Raw genomic sequence first — 18,615 nt, forward strand, 5'->3', positions numbered from 1 at the left:
GGGTCTCGGCTGGGGTCGCCGCTGCCCGTGGGTCCCCCGATATATTCACTACCGACCTTCACGGAACCATAGACTTATACCCGATGGTTCCAACCCACGAGTATGCGCCGCCGCCGGCTCCTTTCGACGGGTGTTGTTGTCGCGCTCGCAGGCTGTGTCGCAGTCCCTGCGGACGAAGACGAAACCGACGAGCAGACCGGCGAGAAGTACATCACAGACGCGATCGAGACCCGTATCGCGCTCACCGATCTTCAGGCACGACGACGGGTGACCGTGGAGACACCCGACGAGACGACGACACAGGTCGAGGAGATCTACCGCAAGCCGCCGGCCGAGAAGCGACGCGCAGTTCGTCGGTCTGACGACGATGACCCGGCCGCGGGAACGGTGTCAGTCACGAACCGAGAGATCACCTGGGACTATTATCCCGAAGAGAATCTCGTGATGAAACGCCACCACCCGAACCGGGTCGTTGCCGACGGGCCGCGACTCGCACTCGAGAGCCTCCGTGAAAACTACGACCTCAGCTACGACGGTCTGGATACCGTCGACGACCGCGACGTTCACCGGATCGAAGCGAGTCCGATCGACCCTGCGGGCGACGATGCCGGGCGTTCCATCGACCTGCTGGTCGGCGAAACGGTGTATCGGATTCCACTCGAGACGGTCTCCGAGTCGGAGTTGGACGAGGCCACCGTCTCGCGGACGGTCTGGATCGACGACGAACGCCGGTATCCGATCAAGGAGCGCGATGACGTCCGAAGCGGCGATGGTGAGTTACTCCATCGGCTGACGGTGACCTACGAGGGGCTCGAGATCGACGCTGGTCTCGATCCCGAGACGTTCGTCTACGAACCGCCCGAGGACGCCGAAGTCGTCACGATCGGACTCGAGCCGAGCGGAATCTACGACTCGCTCGAGGCGGCCGCGGCGGACGCACCCTACGACCTCCCCGACCCCGACGTGCCAGCACCGTATGAACTCGACCGGGTCACCCTCGTCGAGAAGGAGCGACAGAGCGGCCCCACAACGATGCTGTGGTATCTCGACCCCGAACGACCGGAGCGCGAACTCTACGTCGCCGTCCGAACCGATCCCCGGTTCAATCCGGACGCACTCGAGGAGACTGCGGTGAACGGCCACACGGCCTACCGTCGAGAAGGTCGAATCGACAGCCTGTTCTGGACCTGTTCGGCGCTGAGTTACGAGGTCTCGAGTGCGACTGGCGAGGAGTCGCTTACCGAGGTCGCGTCGTCGGTTGGCTGTCCGTAGCTGCTGGACCATGGCGGAGACACGAAGTGGTGTGGTGCGCTGTGGTGCGGTGTATTGCCACCAACCGACAGCACGAGCACAGATACTGGCGCGACCGGTACCGGTATAGGCCGGCCGGCCCACACCCCGAGCATGAACGGTACGAACGTCACGATCACGCCCTCGCGCGTCGCGGGAACTGCGCGAGCGCCCCCCTCGAAGAGCTACACGCACCGGGCGATTCTCGCCGCCGGCTACGCCGACAAGACGACCGTCCAAGACGCCCTCTGGAGCGCCGACACGCAGGCGACCGCCCGTGCCGTCGACCTGTTCGGCGGCAGCGTCGAGCGCCAGGACGGCACGCTCGAGATCGACGGCTTCGGCGGCCGCCCCGGCGTCCCCGCGGACGTCATCGACTGTGACAACAGCGGGACGACGATGCGCCTCGTCACCGCCGCGGCCGCACTCGCAGACGGGACGTCGGTGCTCACTGGCGACGAGTCGCTTCGCTCACGTCCACAGGGACCGCTGCTCGAGGCCGTCGCCGATCTCGGCGGCGAGGCGGCGAGCACCCGCGGCAACGGCCAGGCACCGCTCGTCGTCACCGGTCCGCTCTCGGGTGGCGAGGTCTCGATTCCGGGCGACGTTTCCTCGCAGTACATCACGGCCTTGCTGATGGCTGGTGCGGTAACCGAAGAGGGACTCGCAATCGAACTCGAGACGGCACTCAAATCCGCACCCTATGTCGACATCACGCTCGAAGTGCTCGAGGCGTTCGGCGTCGAGGCGCGCAAAACGGACACTGGGTTTGCGGTCGAAGGCGGCCAGACCTACGACGCAACCGGCGGCGAGTACGCCGTTCCGGGCGACTTCTCGTCGATCTCCTACCCGCTCGCGGCGGGCGCTATCGCGGGCGACGACGGCGTTCGCATCGAGGGGGCACACCCGAGCGCACAGGGTGACACCGCCATCGTCGACATCGTCGACCGAATGGGCGCAACTGTCGACTGGGATCGAGCGGGCGGAACGATCGACGTGCGAACGGGTGCACTCGAGGGCGTCGAGGTCTCGGTGGAGGACACGCCGGATCTGCTGCCGACTATCGCGACGCTCGGAGCCGTCGCCGACGGAGAGACACACATCACGAACGCCGAGCACGTCCGCTACAAGGAGACCGACCGCGTGAGCGCGATGGCGGAGGAACTCGGGAAGCTGGGCGTCGAGACGACCGAAGAACAGGACTCGCTGACGGTCCACGGCGACGAGTCGGTACTCGAGGGCGCAACCGTCGAGGGCCGGGGCGACCACCGGATCATCATGGCGCTCGCGCTGGCGGGGCTGGTCGCGGAGGGCGAAACGACGATTCGCGGCGCGGACCACGTCGATGTCTCGTTCCCTGGCTTCTTCGACATGCTGGCGGAGCTCGGTGCGAGCATCAACCGGGCGTGAACCGCCTGTAAATCGAGGGCTCTTTCACACCGAGCGACCGAGTACTCGACGACTGAATGGAGACCGTTCCGATCGGCGCCGCTATCGATTCTCTGACGATTTTCTTCGTGCTCACGACGATGCTGTCGATGGGACTCGAGTTGACGCTCGAGGAGATTCGGGCGTCGCTTGAGCAGCGGCGGCTGCTCGCGCGGGCGCTCGTTGCGAATCTGGTGCTCGTGCCGCTGCTCGCGTTCGGACTCGTCCTCGCCGTGCCGATGCGGACCGAGTACGCGATCGGCCTGGTGCTGATCGCGATCGCCCCGGGCGCGCCGTTCGGGCCGAAACTCGCCGAACTCTCGCGGAGTGATATCGCGTTCGCCAGCGGGCTCATGGCCGTGCTGGGCATCGTGTCGGTCGTCTCGATTCCGCTCTCCGTGAGCGTGCTCATGCCCGCGGGCGTCGCCGTCGATCCGATCGCCATCGCGGAGCTGGTGGTCGTGGCCCAGCTCGTGCCGCTCCTGCTTGGGCTGGGTATTAACGCGCGCTCGGCAGGTCTCGCAACGCGGCTGTATCCGCCGGTCCAGCGGCTCTCGACCGTTTCCCTGATCCTCCTGATCGCGTTGCTGGTGGCCGTCAACGGCGAGGAACTCCTGGGGCTGGTCGGGACCGGGACGCTGTTCGTCTCGGTCGTCGTCGTGGGGAGTTCGCTGCTGCTCGGGTACGCATTCGGCGGCCCGGCGCGCACTACGCGGGAGGTGCTCGCGACGACGACCGCGGCGCGAAATGCGGCCATCGCGCTCCTGATCGCGACGGCGAGCTTTTCGAATCCGAGCGTGCTCACGATTATCGTCGCGTTCAGCCTCATCAGTCTCGTCATGTCCGTGCTGCTGGCGGGCGAGTGGCGATAATCGGCAACGTGGCTGACCAGTGGTATATCGGATCTCACCCCGTCTATCGGGGGTACAGCGCGATCGAGAACACTCGCGACAGCGATGGCCGCTTGTGTCATGCGACTTCAAACCAGACCACCGGCAGGACTTATTGTCGGGATGACGAATACCAGGTTATGCTCCAGGAGTCGGTAGAACGACGACTGCTCGAAACACAACGGGAGCGCGGTCATCCCACCAGTGGCGACGGGAACGTCAGTGAGGGAGCCGGCAGTGGTGGTGGCGCTGGCGACGGTGAAGACGCTGACGAGGGCAGAGAGGCTGGCGAGGGAGGATACTGGTTCCCTGCATACGACAGCTACTGCGTCGCCAACGTCCCCGAAACCGCGCTCTCGCTACTTTCACACTCGAGTTCGGACGCCTTCGAGCACCGACTCCCGGAATCCGTCTTCGACGGCGTCGACCTCGACGGCATCGACACCGTCGTCCTGTTCCTCCTCGACGGCTTCGGCTACGAACACTGGACGCGCGACTATCGCGACCACGAGCTGCTCGCCCGGATTACTGACCAGGGAACCGTCACGCCGCTCACCTCGATCTATCCCTCCGAAACCGCCGCAGCGATCACGACCCTCCAGACCGGTGCGCTGCCCGTCGAACACGGCCTTCTCGGCTGGTTCCAGTACCTCGCATCCGCCGACCAGGTAATCACGACGCTCCCGTTCCTGACGACGAGCGGCGAGCCACTCGAGTCGGCCGCGCCAGCCGCGGATCCAGACGATCTGTTCGACGCCGAGCCGGTGTACTCCCGGGCGGCCGACGAGGGAATCGACAGCTACGCGATTCAACCCGAGGCATATGCGGAGTCGGGTTACAGCCGCGTAAGTACGGCCGGCGCAGAGCGGATCGGCTACGGCGATCCGGCCGAGCTCGCGGCGACTATCCGGGAAGTGTGTGAGTCGTCTGGGTCGGGATCAGAGTCGTCGGCGACATCGGCGCGGACGCCGACCTACGTCTACGCCTACGAACCGACCATCGACGCGGTGTCTCACGTCGAAGGGACGACAGCCGACCGGTACCAGGACGAGCTCGGCACGATTACGACGCAGCTCCAGCAGGAATTTGTGGCGGCACTCGAGTCCTCGGTCGCCGAGCGGACGCTCCTGCTAGTGACGGCAGATCACGGACTCGTCGATACCGTACCGTCGGAGAACATCGAGATGGAGGCCTGGGAGGACTGGCCGGCCATTCGTGAGTCGTTCCGGCGCGACGAGCACGGCGAGCCGCGGCTGCCGACCGGCAGTCCGCGAAACGCCCACTTCCACGTGCAGCCTGATCGAGTCGCAGACGTTCGGGAACGACTCGCGGCCCACCTCGGGGACGAGGCGATGATCGTTACTCGTGAGGAGGCACTGGAGCGCGACCTGTTCGGTCCCAGCACGCCGTCGTCGCTGTTCGACTCGCGCTGCGGTGACCTGCTCGTCATCCACCGCAATCGCGGGCTGTCGTGGCCGCTGCCGGGCACCGACGAGAGTGCGGTTGGGGACCAGATCGGCCTGCACGGCGGGCTCACGCGCGAGGAGATGCTCGTCCCGCTCGCGGCGGTGCGACTGGATTCGCTTCGCGGGTAGGGTGGTGGGTGGTAGGTGGTAGGTGGTGGGTGGTAGATTCTGGGTGGTGAGTGGTAACTGTCTGGAATGGGACTCGACTCGAGTACCACCGACCACCGGCAGCGGCGAAAATTCGCAGGGATCCTGCAGGGCTAAGTGTCCGCGTCTCCGAGGGGGAGCCAATGAACGGCAATCGGTTCGGTCGCCTCTTTCAGGTGACCACGTTCGGCGAGAGCCACGGCGAGGCGATGGGGTGTACCATTTCCGGCTGCCCCGCCGGTCTCGAGCTCTCCGAGGAGGATATTCAGGCCGATCTGGACCGGCGCAAGCCGGGCCAGTCGATGATCACGACCAGCCGCGGCGAACCCGACGACGTTTCGATCAAGTCCGGGATCCAGGACGGCTACACCACCGGCACACCGATCGGACTCGTGATCCAGAACAAGGACGCGCGCTCGGGCAAGTACGAGCCCTTCATCACCGCGCCGCGGCCCTCTCACGGGGACTTTACCTACTCGGCCAAGTTCGGGACGCGAAACTGGGGCGGCGGCGGTCGCTCCTCGGCACGGGAGACGGTCAACTGGGTTGCGGCGGGCGCAATCGCGAAGAAACTGCTCGCACGTGAGGGGGTCGAACTCAAGGCCCACGTGAACCAGATTGGCGACGTCGAAGCGCCCGAGGTGAGCTTCGAGGAGATGCTGGAGCACTCCGAGGAGAACGACGTGCGCTGTGTCCACCCCGAAACGGCCGACGAAATGCAGGCACTGATCGAGGAGTACCAGGAGGAAGGCGACTCGATCGGCGGTTCGATTTACTTCGAGGCACAGGGCGTTCCCGTCGGACTCGGCGCACCGCGTTTCGATTCGCTCTCGGCGCGACTCGGACAGGCGATGATGGCGGTGCCGGCGACGACGGCGTTCGAGTTCGGCCTCGGAACGGAGGCCGCGGAGTGGACCGGCAAGGACCGAAACGATGACTGGGAGTTCGATGAAGAAGGAAACCCGACGCCCGTCGAGAACGACCACGGCGGGATCCAAGGTGGCATCAGTTCGGGCGAGCCGATCTACGGCGAGGTGACGCTCCACGCACCGACTTCGATCCCGAAGAGCCAGCAGACCGCCGACTGGGAGACCGGCGAACTGAAAGAGGAGAAGGTCATCGGCCGCCACGACCCCGTTCTCCCGCCCCGCGGCGTGCCGGTCGTCGAGGCGATGCTCGCGCTGACGCTGGTCGACTTCATGCTGCTCTCGGGCCGGCTCAACCCCGACCGCGTCGACGACCAGCCCGGCGAGTACGATACCGACTACCACCCGAGCAACCCGCAGAACGAGTAGTCCCGGGCCGTTTGCAGTCTTTTCTGGACGATGACGATTCACAAAACGAGTACGTACGTCGGTCACAACACCTAACCCATCGTTCGCCGTGTCTCCGATATGCACGACTTCCACGTCCACTCGAACTACTCGGACGGGAGCTTTCTTCGAGGCATGGTCCGCGCCGCCGAATCCGCCGGCCTCGATGGTATCGGCTTCGCAGACCACTGTAACGTCGCCGACCGAACCGGTGCAAACGGCATGCGCACACTGTACGGCTTCAATCTCGATCTCACCTACGAACGCCGCCGCGAGGGCATCGAGCGCGTCCGCGAAGAAACGTCGATTCCGGTCTACGACGCCGTCGAAATGGACTACAACCCGCGCGACGAGGCCGAAATCAAGGCCTTTCTCGACGACGCTGGGTTCGACTACAGTATCGGCAGCGTCCACACCGTCGCCGGCGAAAACGTTCAGATACCCTCAGCGTTCGCCGATGCTACCGATGCTGAACTGAACACTGTCGTCGACGACTACTTCGACACCCTCGTCTCGCTCATCGAATCCGAGCTGTTCGACATCGCCGCCCACGTCGACCTGATCGAACGCACTCCGCCACTTCGGGGCCGCGCAACCACAGACCACTACCGCCGGATCGCCCAGGCGTTCGCGGACTCGAGTACCATCCCAGAACTCAACGCGGGTCGGGCGCTCACGGATGCCGAAATTGTCCACCCGTCGTCGACGTTTCTGTCGACGCTGCGGGAGTACGACGTGCCGTTCACGGTGGGCTCCGACTCACACCGCCCCGGAGAGATTGGCGAGCGGGCGACGTTCCTCGAGGAGTACGCCGCCGAACTAGGTCTGGAGCCGGTCGCGCCAGCGACGGTACTCGAGTCGTAGTCTCGACTGCGGTCGGAACCTGGGGGAAGGGAGTCCGGTTCGTGGGCACTACGAAGAGGCCGCGCGCTGGCTCCGCTATTGCTCCGGACCGACGACTTCGACAGTGATCCCAATCGGGTCCTCGCAGTAGAGCGCGTAGTAGCCGCCGGCGTACGGGTGTTGGTCATCGTAGAGAACGGTCGAATCCACCCGTTCGCGGATGCCTGCGGTGAGTTCGTCGACCTGCGCTCGGGACGCGGCGTGGAACGCGAGGTGGTCCAGTCCCGGCGCGTGTCGGTCGAACGTGTCGTCGGTGTCGGTCTCTTTGAGGACGATGTAGGTCGGACCGTTGATCCAGGAGCGGCCACCCGCCCACTCGTTTTTGGGTTCGTACTCGAGTGCACCGAGCAGCCAGTCCCAGAAGTCGACCGCCAACTCGAGGTCCGTGGTGCAGAGTTCGACGTGGTGGAGTTGGCCGGCGTATTCGGGTGTGGCGTGGTCGGGTGCGGTGTGTTCGGTGTCCATGCGCGTTCATTGCGTCGAACTGTCAACCAATGAACGCCCCGGTGAGCAATGAGGGGAAGACGCGTCAAAGAAAATGGCAGTATGTTTATGTTGGTGTTGAGACATCACGACTAATGGGGCCTCTTCGAGCGAATCGCTGTGACGGACCTGCAGTTCAGACTGATACTCGGGACTGCGACGGTCGGATACGCGTGGACCCTCGTTGTGGTCGTTCGGATGGTCGGGCAGGACGATGGCGTCCGTCTTGGGTCACTTGCCGGACTCGTGGTGGCAGCGGGTCTCGGGTATGGAGTATACAGGCTGCTCCGATGAGTGTCTCACGCGCGCTCGTTTTCAGCGCAAATCGTGACAAATACCGGACTGTATAGGGGGCAAAAATGTGGACAATTCTGCACAGTTACGCCCACTTAGTAATGATTGTTCGTAGGGGTTAGCCGGCCGAGTATGGATTCTTCACGATAGATCCTTGGTAATCTATAGCAAAGGCTTTAGGGCAAGTGGGGCAAATCTCCGCTACGGTTGGCCCACCGGCCACTGATTTACTATGAGCGACGACGAACTTATCTGGCGAATCGCAGGGGGTTCCGGTGACGGGATCGACTCGACGAGTCAGAACTTCGCAAAAGCGCTGATGCGTTCGGGGCTCAACGTATTTACCCACCGCCACTATCCATCGCGGATCCGGGGCGGCCACACGTACGTCGAGATCCGAGCCGCAGAACACGAGGTACAGTCACGTGGGGATGGCTACAACTTCCTGCTCGCGCTGGGTGACTCCTTCGCCCGCAACCCGCAGGAAGAGGCCTACTACGGCAACGAGGAGATCAAGCCCCTCTCGGAGAACCTGGACGAACTCCGCGAGGGCGGTGTCATCATCTACGACGAGGGTCTCGTCAGCGAGGACGACGTCGAGGCGCTCAACCTGGACGAACGCGCCGAGGAAAACGACTGGCACGTCTTCCCGCTCGACCTGCGCGGCCTCGCCAAGGAACACGGCCGCGAAGTCATGCGCAACACCGCCGGCGTCGGCGCGACCGCCGCGCTGCTCGATATGGACCTCGAGCACATCGAGGACCTCATGTCGGACGCCATGGGCGGCGACGTACTCGAGGCGAACCTGGACATTCTCCACGAGGCCTACGAGGACGTCAACGAGGAGTACGAGTTCGAACACGACCTTCGCGTCCCAACGGGCGAACACGACACTGAGCAAGCGCTGCTGTCGGGCTCGAACGCGATCGCCTACGGTGCGATCGACGCCGGCTGTCGCTTCATCGCCGGCTACCCGATGACGCCGTGGACGGACGTGTTTACCATCCTCAGCCAGAACTTCCCAGATATGGGCGGGATCTCCGAGCAGGTCGAAGACGAGATCGCTGCCGCTGCGCTGGCCGTCGGTGCCAGCCACGCCGGCGTGAAGGCCATGTCCGGTTCCTCGGGCGGTGGCTTCGCGCTGATGAGCGAACCGCTCGGTCTCGCCGAGATGACCGAGACGCCGCTGGTGCTCGTCGAGTCGATGCGTGCCGGTCCGTCGACCGGGATGCCGACGAAGCCAGAGCAGGCCGACCTCGAACACGTCCTCTACACCAGCCAGGGCGACTCCCAGCGCGTCGTCTTCGCGCCAGGGAACATCGAGGAGGCCTACGAGCAGACCCGTCTCGCGTTCGACATCGCGTGGGACTACCAGATCCCAGTCATGCTCATCTACGACCAGAAGCTCTCCGGCGAGAACAAGAACGTCGACGTCGAGTTCTTCGACCGCGAGCCGTCGCCTGACCTCGGCTCGACGCTGACCGAGGAAGAGCTGAAGGAGGCCGCACACGACAACTCCGGGAAGTTCAAGCGCTTCAACTACGAGGACGCCGAGGACGGCGTTGCACCGCGCTCGCTGCCCGGCCAGAAGAACGGGCGCTACCTCGCAACCGGGAACGAGCACAGTCCAGTCGGCCACATCAGCGAGGACCCAGACAACCGCGTCGCCCAGATGGACCGGCGTCTCGAGAAGCTCGAGGCGATCCGGACCGAACTCAACGAGGAACGCGACTCGACACAGACCTACTTCGGCGAGGAAGATGCCGAGTACGGTATCATCACCTGGGGATCGAGCCAGGGTGCCGTCGAGGAAGCCGTCGATCGTCTGAACGCGGACGGTCACTCCGTCCGCGGCCTCAGCGTCTCGGACATGATGCCGTTCCCAGAACAGGAAGTGACGGCGTTCCTGGAGAGCGTCGACGAGGCGATGGTCGTCGAAATGAACGCCAGCGCGCAGTTCCGCGGCCTGCTGCAGAAGGAACTGGGCCGCTTCGGCGAGAAGCTCACCAGCCTCCTCAAGTACAACGGCAACCCGTTCGAGCCCGCCGAGATCGTCGAGGGCTACGAGGTCAACGTTGCCGAGGAAGAGCGCGAACCGACCGCACAGGTCCGAATCGAACCCGCTGCAGGTGACTAACACAGACCCATGAGTGCTTTCAACGCAATCGGAGACGAACGAGAGATCGACCGGGACGAGTACACCCCCGGTGTCGAACCGCAGCCGACCTGGTGTCCGGGCTGTGGCGACTTCGGCGTCCTGAAGGCGCTGAAGCAGGCCCTCCCGGAGGTCGGCAAGACCCCCGAGGAAGTGCTGACCGTCACCGGGATCGGCTGTTCGGGCAAACTGAACAGCTACCTCGATACGTACGGCTTCCACACGATTCACGGCCGTTCGCTGCCCGTCGCTCGCGCCGCCAAACTGGCCAACCCCGACCTCGAGGTCGTCGCCGCCGGCGGAGACGGCGACGGCTACGGGATCGGTGGCAACCACTTCATCCACTCGGCCCGCGAGAACCACGACATGACCTACATCGTGTTCAACAACGAGATCTTCGGGCTGACGAAGGGCCAGACCTCCCCGACCAGCCCCAAGGGCCACAAGTCGAAGACCCAGCCATCCGGCAGCGCGAAGACGCCGCTTCGCCCGCTATCGATGTCGCTCAACGCCGGCGCGAGCTACGTCGCCCGCACGGCCGCAGTCAACCCGAACCAGGCCAAGGAGATCATCAAGGAGGCCATCGAACACGACGGTTTCGCCCACATCGACTTCCTGACCCAGTGTCCGACCTGGAACAAGGACGCACGTCAGTACGTCCCCTACATCGACGTCCAGGAGTCCGACGACTACGACTTCGACATCCACGACCGAGCCGAAGCCGCTGAAATGATGCGCGAGACCGAAGACGTGCTCAACGAGGGCACTGTCCTCACCGGCCGGTACTACGTCGAGGAAGACCGCCCATCCTACACGCAGGAGAAGAAGGCAGTCGGCGAACTGCCCGACCAGCCGCTCGCAGAGCGGTACTTCGACGACGACACCGAGTGGGAACGCAGCTACGACCTGCTCGACCGGCACAAATAACCCGGCAACTAAGCGAGCCGTCTGGTCGGGTTTTGATTCGGACAGCAGAGAGGTACTCAAGTTCGTTTTTTCGTATCCACCGTACACCACCGAGCAACAGCTGTTCAGGTGCGCGAGACGACAGGCTACTCGAGTACGCGAGTCCAGTCAGTCGGAGATGCCGTACAAGGAGAGTAGGTCGTACAAGGCACAAACCTAAACAGTTGTGTCAGGGACAGCCGAGTTGCTGGCCGATCTCGAATGCAGTGTCGTCACCGAATTCGTGATCGGCGTAGATAGAGTAGTACTGCTCGTCACAGGACCACTGCAGTTCCGTTCCCTGTGGAGTCTGTTCGAGTGAGCCGGTGGCGTCTCCGACGGGGACCTCGTGTCCGTTCGTCGCGAATTCTCGCGGACCATCGCTCGTCGTGACCGACACTGTGCCCTCGGTCTCGCTTCGGTAGAAGAGAGAGACCTGCGTGCGGTCTTCGTCGGGGAACTCGTAACTCGTGACGCCGTCGAAGACGACGTCGTCGGGGAGTGTACTCGGACGGGGTTCTGCGACTGCGAACGGAACGGTCTCCTCGGCATCTGTCTCTTATACACATCTNCCGCTCAGAGATGTGTATAAGAGACAGGTAGGCGACGGCTCGGTCTCACCCTCGCTCTGAGGGCCGCTCTCATCATCGCTTTCAGCGGGCGGCGTAAACTCGAACAGGTCGTCGTCGAATTCCTCGTCGACGGTGAGATCCGTGTAGGTCGTCTCGAGAAGCAGGTCGTCGCCTGCGATCTGGTGTTTGACCGGGAACAACGTCTCCTGGTCGAGCCAGACCTCGACGCGGTCGACGCCCAGTTCCGATGGCTCCTCAGTGGTCGAGAGCGGGAGTTCGTAGGCGGTTTCGCCGACGAGAATAGAGACGGACTGGTCGACGGTTTCGTTCGCCGGTGGCTCGAACGTGAGGTGGTAGCTGTCGCGGTCCTCGACAGTTGTCTCCACCGCGTCGGCGACGTCGTACGCCGCGAGGTAGCGCTCCTGTTGGTCGTAGAGACCCTCGAGCCACGACGACGCGTCGGGGTCGACTTCGATTGCCGTCGTCGAACCGGTGGCGTTGTCGTAGTACCAACGGGTTTCGCCGTCGCTGACGGTGAGCGTACCCGGATCGTCGGTCGAATCGCTGACCGGATCGATTCGGACGGCACCATCGTCGCGCAGCCAGACCTCCTCTGTGCGTTCGCGAACGTCGCCGTCGATTTCTTCGCGGATTTCGACGGTTGCACTCACCTCGGCAGGTGGGTCGGTCTCCTCGAACTCCGTTTCGAGATCACTCGCGGAGAGCTCGTCAGCGAGCGGCCCCGTACAGCCTGCGAGAAGAACCAGAAGCGGAACGAGAACGACCACCAGATAGTGGCGAGTAGGTACCCGACCGTCTGCTGGAGGGGACATACACGTTCGTTGAAGCGCGTCACCTATTAGCGCACCGATGGATCACCGCACGCACTTACTCACCGCGATACCCGTACCCGCGTGCGAACAGTTTCGTGACGTAACTCAACACGAGCAGCGCAACGATGAGGGCCCCGAGCATGAACGGGTCGAAGCCGTACAGCAACTGGTGGGTCGCGTAGGCGACGACGAGGCCGCCCATCACGAGCGCAGTGCCGCCAGCCCAGCGGGAGACGTACGCCGGATCGACCGACTCGTCGTACTCTGCGTGGAGGTCGGCACGGCCACGGACCGCGATGAGGTAGCCGAGATACAGGATCAACCCTCCGCAGACGTACCAGACCGCAGCGGCGATGACGTTCGGATCGACCATTCGTTGGTGAGGGTCCGAACAGCACCCGAATAAACCCGACGATACGCCGTCTGAGCGCCCGCTCTGACCCCCCTATCGCTAGCCTATCCGACCTTTTTCGTATACAAAAGATATTTTCCCATCCGAGCAAAAGTATCGCACATGAGTACCCAGGCGACGGAAGATCGAATCCTGGAGGTTCTCGAGCAGGACGCCCAGGCGTCCTACGCCGAGATTGCCGACCGGGCTGACGTCTCGAAACCAACGGTTAGAAAGTACATCAACCAACTCGAGGACGACGGCGTCATCGTCGGCTACTCGGCCGACATCGATCCGAAGAAGCTCTCGAGTAAGACCATCGCGCTGGTTGGACTCGATGTGGCGAGCGAACGCTACGTCGAGGCGACGAAGGCGCTCAAGGGGCTGCCGGAGATCGAAGCGCTGTACAGCTCGAGTGGTGACCACATGCTGATGGCGGAGGTGCGCGCCGCGGACGGCGACGAACTCGGCGAGTTTATCTCAGAGGAGATGCTCGAAATCGACGGTGTGACGGCAGCACACCCATCGTTCTTGCAGGAGCGACTCAAGTAAGTCTCACGTCTGGGTCACCCCGAACGCGACGAGCGGACGATACCGACCGCAGGGTACTCGGTTTCGACGTTGACCTCGGCCTCGGTCTCGGTTTTGGCCTCGACCTGCACCCGTTCTCAGATCGCCGAGTCGCTGAGCGGTACGACCCCTGTGGAGTGGGAACGTCCAGGACTACCGCATTGCCGAGCGATCGATGAAGACGTCCTCGTCCGCCGAGAGCCACGCCGTCAGTCGCTCGTCAGCTGTCCGCTCCTGTGGTACGAGCGTCCACCGGTTCGGCTCGTCTTCGTACTGGACGACGATTCGCTCCAGTGCTGCGCTGGGATTGGACTCGAGTGCATCGTCGGTCGAGGACGTGTGTGCAGTGGAAGCTGCTGATGGTGGGGAGCCGGTGAGGACGCGGGCGTTTGATCGTTGTCGATTGTGGCTCTCGTCGTGTTCGGGATTGAGTCTGGGATTGGTTGTAGATGTGGATTTGGACGCTGAGTCGGTGCCAGGTTCAGTATCAGTGTCGGTGATGCGCTCGCCGTTTCGCTCGCGGTGACTGTTTGTCATGGTGGCGTTTGGTGGTTTGTCTCTCGTATTGCGGTTCGTGTCGCGGTTCGTGTCGATGCAGACAGAGTGATGGATGCCGACGCGGCTCAAAGCCGCTTCTAGTTGGTGTATTGTGGGTTCGTGGCGACTATTGAGCACTGGGTAGCGGTAGAGGTCGGACCAAACGGAGTGTTCGTTCGGCAGTGGGTGACGGAAGGAACGAGATCGGAGTGTGGGTGCTGGAAGTGAGAGTGGGTGCGAGAGTGAGGATAGGTCCGGAGTATAAAGAACGGAAGCGAAAAACGAGAGCGAAACGACGACTACGAGCAGTCGCGTCAGTAGATCAGTTCGTCGTCGTTTTCGACCATATACAGCGTCCGTGCGGCGATATTGACCGCGTGGTCGCCGATCCGTTCCAGATCGCGGATCGTGAGCAACATCCGAGAGACGTCCTCGAGTAGCGCGTCGTCACCTGCTTCAGTATCGAGTAGGCTTCGGACGACGATCTCGCTCGCGCCTTCGCAGAGCTCGTCGATCCCGTCATCGCGGGCAGCAATGTCGTGGGTTGCAGCCGCGTCGTCGCTCGCGTAGGCGTCCATCGCGTCCGAGACCAACTCGATGACGCGTTCGCCGATGTAGCCGATGTCGATGTCGGAGTAGCGATCGCGGACAGCCTGCCGGGTATAGGTACCGAGGTTCGTCGCGAGGTCGGCGATCCGCTCGAGATCCGTGATGATTTTGAACGAGGCCGCGACGAACCGGAGGTCGCTCGCAACGGGCTGTTGCAGGGCGAACAGGTCGATGCAGTCTCGTTCGAGATCGAGGTACAACTGGTTGATCTCGTGGTCGCCTGTGATTACTCGCTCGGCGAGTTTCCCGTCTTTCGTCTCGTACGCCTCGAGTGCCTGCTCGAGTCGATCGCAGACGAGGTCGCTCATCGCGAGCACGTCAGCGCGAAGGGACTCGAGTTGCTCCTGGTAGGTGTGTCTGGACATTGTGTGGATGGTTGGTGTGGGTGTGACGTAGTGTGGTCGTGTGGTGTTGGTATGGTACGGTGTGTGGTTCTCCGCACTACCGCTCGCAATTCCGTGCTCAATACTCCGTTTCGTAGCGCGAGCGCAACACGAGCGCAATCGCGTTCATCGTCAGCATAAACGCGAGCAGAACCACGATGCCGACGGCCGCGAGATGCACGAAGTGTTGACTCGGTTGCTGTGCCCAGATGTAGATCTGAGTCGGCATGGCGCTGAACCGGTCGAACGGGCCGAGCGGGAGTCGGTTGGTGAACAGCGCACCGACCATGATCAGCGGGGCCGTCTCACCGATCGCGCGAGCCAGCGCCAGGATTGTGCCCGTCAGAATCCCTGGCATCGCAGCCGGAAGCACCACCTGCCGAATCGTCTGCCACTCCGTCGCCCCGGTCGCGTAGGAACCGTTTCTAACGCCGTCGGGAACCGCCCGCAGCGCCTCCTGACTCGAGACGATGATGATCGGCATGACCAGCAGGCCGAGGCCGATCGAACCGGCGAGCAGGATCGGACCCAACCCGATGCCGTTGACGAACGCAGCCAGCGCGAGCAGGCCGTAGACGATCGATGGAACGCCCGCGAGGTTCGCCAGGTTCGCCTCGATGAGCCGCGTGATGCGGTTGTCCGGTGCGTACTCCTCGAGATAGATCGCCGTTCCGACGCCGACAACGAACGAGAGAATCGTCGTCAGGAGCATCAGGATGACGGAGGCGACGATCGCGCCCCTGAAGCCGGCCAGCTCCGCCTGCTGGGAGCCGTCCCGCGTGACGAAGTCGACGAGGCTGACCTCGTAGGTCGTGAGCCCGACGTAGAAGTCGGTCGCGACGTCGAGCACCAGCAGCGCCAGCATGACGACGCCGAACAGCGATGCGGCGACGAGCACGCCGTGAAAGAGGCGGTTCTTCAGGTGTTCGTACTCGAGGTCGGAGCCGGTGAGGAGGCCGGTTGGTGTGTCGGGAGGGGTCGGGCCGGGACCGGAAGACGCTGAGTCGCTCAAGCCAGAACGTGACGGGCGGCTCGTCTCAGTCTCAGTCCCTGTGTCGCTGCTCATCGGTACTCCTCCTGGAAGCGGCGTTTGAACCAGTCGTTGAGCAGGTTCATCGCGAGAGTCATGAGGAACAGCACCAGGCCGACGGCGAACAGGCTCTGGTACTCGACGGTGCCGACGGCAGAGGTTCCCTGGGCCATCTTCACCATGTACGCGGTCATCGTCATGATCTCGTCGAACGGGTTGGCGGTGAGCTGGGCGTTCGCGCCGGCGGCCAGCGTGACGGCCATCGTCTCGCCGATGGCGCGAGAGACGGCGAGGATGTAGGACGCGAGGATGCCCGAGATCGAGGCCGGGAGCACGATCCGCGTCGAGACGTCGAGGCGAGTCGCGCCGAGGGCGTACGCGCCGTTGCGAAGCGAGTCGGGGACCGCCGACATGGAGTCCTCGCTGATCGAGGAGACCATCGGGATCGTCATGATGCCGACGACGAGCATACCCGAGAGCATGCTGTAGTGGCCGAGGGAGACGCCGAACACGGCGTCTGCGAGCGGATCCAGGACGACTGGGTTGATGAACGCGACCGCGAAGTAGCCGTAGACGATCGTCGGGATGCCGGCGAGGATCTCGAGCGTCGGTTTGAGTTTCGCGCGGACGCCGTCGGAGGCGTACTCCGAGAGGTAGATCGCGGTCGCGGTGCCGATCGGGATCGAGACGAACGCCGCGCCGACCGTGATGACGAGGGTGCCGTAGACGATCGGGACGATGCCGTGGGCCGGCGTCGCGTGGTCGGGTGCCCAGCGGGTGCCGGTGAAGAACTCGGTGAACGTGACCTCCTGTGAGAGCGACGCGCCGGCGAGCAGCTCGGTGATACGGGCACCGAAGAAGTAACTCGCCGCGTTGTCGATCAGCACGACGAAAATCGCGAGCGTCGTCAGGATCGTCACGAGGGCACAGCCGAAAAGCGCCCGCCGGGCACGTCGGTTTGCCGTCTGATCCTGTCGCGTCTGTCCACCGCCGGTGAACGGTGACGATGTGTCGGTGTTGGTGTCAGTGCGCATTGTGTCTGGCAGTGACCCGTGTTAGTCGCGCTGGACGGTGAGGTCGTCCGGCGAACTGCCGGCTTGATCCAGCCAGTCGTCGATCTTCTCGTGGTTTGCCGACTGCACGTCGTCCGTGGTCGCGTAGTAGCCAGCCTCGCGAGCGAACTCGTGCTGGTTGTTGACGAAAAAGCGGGCGAACGAGCCGATCACGTCGGGACGCTCGTCTAAGCTTTCGAGGTTGACGAACACGAAGAGCGGACGGGCGAGCGGCGAGTACAGCCCCTCTTCGATGTTCTCCTGCGTGGGCAGGTAGAACTCGCCGTCGGCGTCGCTTTCGACCGGCACGGCCTCGATCGGCTGCTCGTCTTCGATGTCTCGCAGGTATCCGAGTCCACCCCACCCGAAGGCGTGTGTGGTGCCCGCGACCGCGTTCATGATCTCGTTCGTCTGGCTGGTCGCGGAATAGCCGTCCCGGATGTCGCCCATTGTGCCGTTGATTTCGCGCGTGAAGTAGTCGAACGTCCCGGAGGCGCTGTCTCGGGCGTGCAGGTCGATTTCCTCGTCCGGCCACTCAGACCGAATGTCACTCCAGGTGTCGACGTCGGACTCGAACGCCCAGACCTGCTGGAGTTCGTCGAGCGTGATCTCGTCGACCCAGTCGTTCTCGCTGTTTTTCACGACTGCGAGGCCATCGAGGCCGACCTCGAGGAAGCCGTACTCGACGTCGTTGTCGTCACAGAGATCGACTTCCTCTTCGGTAATCTGCCGGCTCGCACTCTGTATGTCGGAATTCTGCTGACAGAACTCCTGGAATCCGGCACCCGTTCCCTCCGGTGCGACGTCGACGAGTACGTCTCGGTACTCGTTCGTGAACTGTTCGCCCGCCCAGGCGGTGATCGGTGCCACCGTGTTCGAACCGGAGGCGTCGATCGTCCCCGACAGTTCGCCCGCTTCGCCGCTCCCTAGACAGCCAGCGAGTCCCGCAACGGCACCGATCCCCGCGCCTGCGAGAACGTGCCGTCGTGATAGAACCCCTGTGCGACCGGTTTCGGACGTTTTGTCCGTCATCACCTGAATCGTCGCAATAGCTGTATAAAGACGATGCTAATTGCTATATACTCCAGACAGTATCTAATTAGTCACCTATGTACCGGACTATAGACCGCGGGCGAAACGGAGACAGTGACGCAGACGTGGCGAACACGCCGACTCTCTGCCGACCAATGGGACAGAAACGAACGGTCCAGAATCAGGACACTGTGGATTGTTAGGGTCTTTGCAGAGGCTATTGACCCATCCATCCGACGTATCTCAGTCAGGCACAGATCAGTACCGCTGTCTCGGTTGCCGAACGTACATC

At 63.3% G+C, this 18,615-nt stretch carries 16 protein-coding genes and 1 pseudogene; 9 read left to right on the forward strand and 8 right to left on the reverse strand.

Features of this window, described 5'->3' with window-relative positions; all coding sequences use genetic code 11:
* Positions 1-102 precede the first annotated feature (102 nt).
* From C483_RS15430 to C483_RS15455, 6 genes are all read left to right on the forward strand, one after another.
* Positions 103-1,272, forward strand: coding sequence for a LolA family protein (locus C483_RS15430; RefSeq protein WP_006654294.1), 1,170 nt, complete (start codon positions 103-105; stop codon positions 1,270-1,272).
* A 132-nt stretch (positions 1,273-1,404) separates the two neighbouring features.
* On the forward strand, positions 1,405-2,700 hold the full coding sequence (aroA, locus tag C483_RS15435) for a 3-phosphoshikimate 1-carboxyvinyltransferase (protein ID WP_006654295.1): 1,296 nt from the start codon (positions 1,405-1,407) through the stop codon (positions 2,698-2,700).
* Between the two features lie 56 nt (positions 2,701-2,756).
* Positions 2,757-3,590: a bile acid:sodium symporter family protein gene (locus C483_RS15440; RefSeq protein WP_006654296.1), complete on the forward strand. Its 834-nt coding sequence runs from the start codon at positions 2,757-2,759 to the stop codon at positions 3,588-3,590.
* Between the two features lie 158 nt (positions 3,591-3,748).
* Positions 3,749-5,203, forward strand: a complete 1,455-nt coding sequence (locus tag C483_RS15445; protein WP_006654297.1) for an alkaline phosphatase family protein — start codon at positions 3,749-3,751, stop codon at positions 5,201-5,203.
* A 161-nt stretch (positions 5,204-5,364) separates the two neighbouring features.
* Entirely contained in the window at positions 5,365-6,516 is a 1,152-nt protein-coding gene (aroC, locus tag C483_RS15450) for a chorismate synthase (protein WP_006654298.1), read from the forward strand.
* A gap of 99 nt (positions 6,517-6,615) precedes the next feature.
* Positions 6,616-7,398 carry a PHP domain-containing protein gene (locus tag C483_RS15455; protein ID WP_006654299.1) on the forward strand — a complete coding sequence of 261 codons (783 nt, stop codon included), beginning with the start codon at positions 6,616-6,618 and terminating at the stop codon, positions 7,396-7,398.
* 75 nt (positions 7,399-7,473) lie between these two features.
* Here the strand turns inward: C483_RS15455 and C483_RS15460 are convergent, their stop codons facing one another.
* Positions 7,474-7,902 (reverse strand): VOC family protein, encoded by a 429-nt coding sequence (locus C483_RS15460; protein ID WP_006654300.1) that lies wholly within the window; start codon positions 7,900-7,902, stop codon positions 7,474-7,476.
* A gap of 544 nt (positions 7,903-8,446) precedes the next feature.
* Between C483_RS15460 and C483_RS15470 the strand changes: the two genes are divergently transcribed.
* The gene (locus C483_RS15470) at positions 8,447-10,351 is read left to right on the forward strand and encodes a 2-oxoacid:acceptor oxidoreductase subunit alpha (protein WP_006654302.1); all 1,905 of its coding nucleotides are present in this window, start codon (positions 8,447-8,449) and stop codon (positions 10,349-10,351) included.
* 9 nt (positions 10,352-10,360) lie between these two features.
* Positions 10,361-11,296, forward strand: coding sequence for a thiamine pyrophosphate-dependent enzyme (locus C483_RS15475; protein ID WP_006654303.1), 936 nt, complete (start codon positions 10,361-10,363; stop codon positions 11,294-11,296).
* A 208-nt stretch (positions 11,297-11,504) separates the two neighbouring features.
* Here C483_RS15475 and C483_RS21275 read toward each other — a convergent pair.
* Both C483_RS21275 and C483_RS15485 read right to left on the reverse strand, forming a co-directional pair.
* A pseudogene (locus tag C483_RS21275) lies at positions 11,505-12,719 on the reverse strand (LolA family protein).
* A gap of 55 nt (positions 12,720-12,774) precedes the next feature.
* A complete protein-coding gene (locus C483_RS15485; protein WP_006654304.1) occupies positions 12,775-13,092 on the reverse strand; it encodes a hypothetical protein in 318 nt (105 codons plus the stop codon).
* A 141-nt stretch (positions 13,093-13,233) separates the two neighbouring features.
* On the opposite strand from C483_RS15485, the gene lrpA1 reads away from it, so the two are divergent.
* Entirely contained in the window at positions 13,234-13,662 is a 429-nt protein-coding gene (gene lrpA1, locus C483_RS15490) for an HTH-type transcriptional regulator LrpA1 (RefSeq protein WP_006654305.1), read from the forward strand.
* Between the two features lie 171 nt (positions 13,663-13,833).
* Here lrpA1 and C483_RS15495 read toward each other — a convergent pair whose 3' ends face one another.
* The 5 genes from C483_RS15495 to C483_RS15515 all read right to left on the reverse strand — a co-directional run bounded on the left by C483_RS15495 (position 13,834) and on the right by C483_RS15515 (position 18,323).
* Entirely contained in the window at positions 13,834-14,217 is a 384-nt protein-coding gene (locus C483_RS15495) for a DUF7511 domain-containing protein (RefSeq protein ID WP_006654306.1), read from the reverse strand.
* 314 nt (positions 14,218-14,531) lie between these two features.
* Positions 14,532-15,191, reverse strand: a complete 660-nt coding sequence (phoU, locus tag C483_RS15500; RefSeq protein WP_006654307.1) for a phosphate signaling complex protein PhoU — start codon at positions 15,189-15,191, stop codon at positions 14,532-14,534.
* A gap of 97 nt (positions 15,192-15,288) precedes the next feature.
* Positions 15,289-16,275: a phosphate ABC transporter permease PstA gene (gene pstA, locus C483_RS15505; RefSeq protein WP_006654308.1), complete on the reverse strand. Its 987-nt coding sequence runs from the start codon at positions 16,273-16,275 to the stop codon at positions 15,289-15,291.
* On the reverse strand, positions 16,272-17,273 hold the full coding sequence (gene pstC, locus C483_RS15510; protein ID WP_006654309.1) for a phosphate ABC transporter permease subunit PstC: 1,002 nt from the start codon (positions 17,271-17,273) through the stop codon (positions 16,272-16,274). The genes pstA and pstC overlap by 4 nt, the downstream gene beginning before the upstream one ends.
* Before the next feature lie 21 nt (positions 17,274-17,294).
* A complete protein-coding gene (locus tag C483_RS15515; RefSeq protein WP_006654310.1) occupies positions 17,295-18,323 on the reverse strand; it encodes a PstS family phosphate ABC transporter substrate-binding protein in 1,029 nt (342 codons plus the stop codon).
* Positions 18,324-18,615 lie beyond the last annotated feature (292 nt).

The organism is Natrialba hulunbeirensis JCM 10989 (genome assembly GCF_000337575.1).
GTDB classification, from domain to species: domain Archaea; phylum Halobacteriota; class Halobacteria; order Halobacteriales; family Natrialbaceae; genus Natrialba; species Natrialba hulunbeirensis.